General features: G+C 55.7%; 2 rRNA genes (1 of these 2 only partly in view). Both read right to left on the bottom strand.

The features are described 5' to 3' along the window. Positions 1-4 precede the first annotated feature (4 nt). Positions 5-121, bottom strand: a 5S ribosomal RNA gene (rrf, locus tag ACIBTM_RS46420). 86 nt (positions 122-207) lie between these two features. Continuing rightward, positions 208-2,048 (bottom strand): 23S ribosomal RNA (locus ACIBTM_RS46415); it runs 849 nt beyond the window's last position.

Raw genomic sequence — 2,048 nt, 5'->3', positions numbered from 1 at the left:
GTTAGTCCGGCGGTGTCCTACTCTCCCACAACCCTTCGGTTGCAGTACCATCGGCGCTGTCAGGCTTAGCTTCCGGGTTCGGAATGGGACCGGGCGTTTCCCTGACGCTATAACCACCGAAACACTACGAAACACCCACACACGCTCACACAGTTGTGTGTGGTTGTGTGGTGTTTCAGAGCTGTAGAGTGGATGCGTAACATCTTTGTGGGCAAGTCCTCGGCCTATTAGTACCAGTCAACTCGACAACACATTACTGTGCTTCCATTTCTGGCCTATCAACCCAATGGTCTGTTGGGGGCCTTAACCCACATGGGGTGGGATACCTCATCTTGGAACAGGCTTCCCGCTTAGATGCCTTCAGCGGTTATCCCTTCCGAACGTGGCCAACCAGCCATGCCACTGGCGTGACAACTGGCATACCAGAGGTTCGTCCGTCCCGGTCCTCTCGTACTAGGGACAGCCTTCCTCAAGTATCCTACGCGCGCGGCGGATAGGGACCGAACTGTCTCACGACGTTCTAAACCCAGCTCGCGTGCCGCTTTAATGGGCGAACAGCCCAACCCTTGGGACCTACTCCGGCCCCAGGATGCGACGAGCCGACATCGAGGTGCCAAACCATGCCGTCGATATGGACTCTTGGGCAAGATCAGCCTGTTATCCCCGGGGTACCTTTTATCCGTTGAGCGACACCCCTTCCACCAGGTGGTGCCGGATCACTAGTCCCGACTTTCGTCCCTGCTCGACATGTCTGTCTCACAGTCAAGCTCCCTTGTGCACTTGCACTCAACACCTGATTGCCAACCAGGCTGAGGGAACCTTTGGGCGCCTCCGTTACTCTTTAGGAGGCAACCGCCCCAGTTAAACTACCCATCAGGCACTGTCCCTGAACCAGATCATGGTCCGAGGTTCAGATTCCCAATCCGACCAGAGTGGTATTTCAACAACGACTCCACCAACACTAGCGTGCCAGCTTCACAGTCTCCCACCTATCCTACACAAGCCGAACCGAAAACCAATACCAAACTATAGTAAAGGTCCCGGGGTCTTTCCGTCCTGCCGCGCGTAACGAGCATCTTTACTCGTAGTGCAATTTCGCCGGGCCTGTGGTTGAGACAGCCGGAAAGTCGTTACGCCATTCGTGCAGGTCGGAACTTACCCGACAAGGAATTTCGCTACCTTAGGATGGTTATAGTTACCACCGCCGTTTACTGGCGCTTAAATTCTCAGCTTCACCCCCAAAGGGGTTAACCGGTCCTCTTAACGTTCCAGCACCGGGCAGGCGTCAGTCCATATACATCGTCTTGCGACTTCGCATGGACCTGTGTTTTTAGTAAACAGTCGCTTTCCGCTGGTCTCTGCGGCCACCCACCCCTAGTCCGCAAGGGACTTCAGAGTGTTTGGCCCCCCTTCTCCCGAAGTTACGGGGGCATTTTGCCGAGTTCCTTAACCACAGTTCACCCGATCGCCTTAGTATTCTCTACCTGACCACCTGTGTTGGTTTGGGGTACGGGCCGTGCACGCACTCGCTAGAGGCTTTTCTCGGCAGCATAGGATCACTCTACTTCGCCTCAATCGGCTACGCATCACGTCTCAACCTATATGAGCGGCGGATTTGCCTACCACTCGGTCTACACGCTTACACCAGTACTACCACTCACTGGCGGAGCTACCTTCCTGCGTCACCCCATCACTCGACTACTACGGAATCAGATCCCACGCTCCACACAGAAACCTCCATCCGAAGATATTGGTAACTGGCTTTGGGTGGTTAGTATCAACCGCCTCATCCTGGGCGCACGTGCTCGGGTACGGGAATATCAACCCGTTATCCATCGACTACGCCTGTCGGCCTCGCCTTAGGTCCCGACTTACCCTGGGCGGATTAGCCTGGCCCAGGAACCCTTGGTCATCCGGCGGCAGAGTTTCTCACTCTGCATTCGCTACTCATGCCTGCATTCTCACTCCCACACCCTCCACGACTGGCTTCCGCCGCCGCTTCCCTGGATGCAGGACGCTCCCCTACCCATCAACACGACTAGACACTT

Origin of the sequence: Amycolatopsis sp. NPDC049868, assembly GCF_044461365.1 — a bacterium.
Classification (GTDB): domain Bacteria; phylum Actinomycetota; class Actinomycetes; order Mycobacteriales; family Pseudonocardiaceae; genus Amycolatopsis.
The sequence above is the reverse complement of the archived record's forward strand: the minus strand, read 5'-3'. Positions and strand labels throughout refer to the sequence as shown.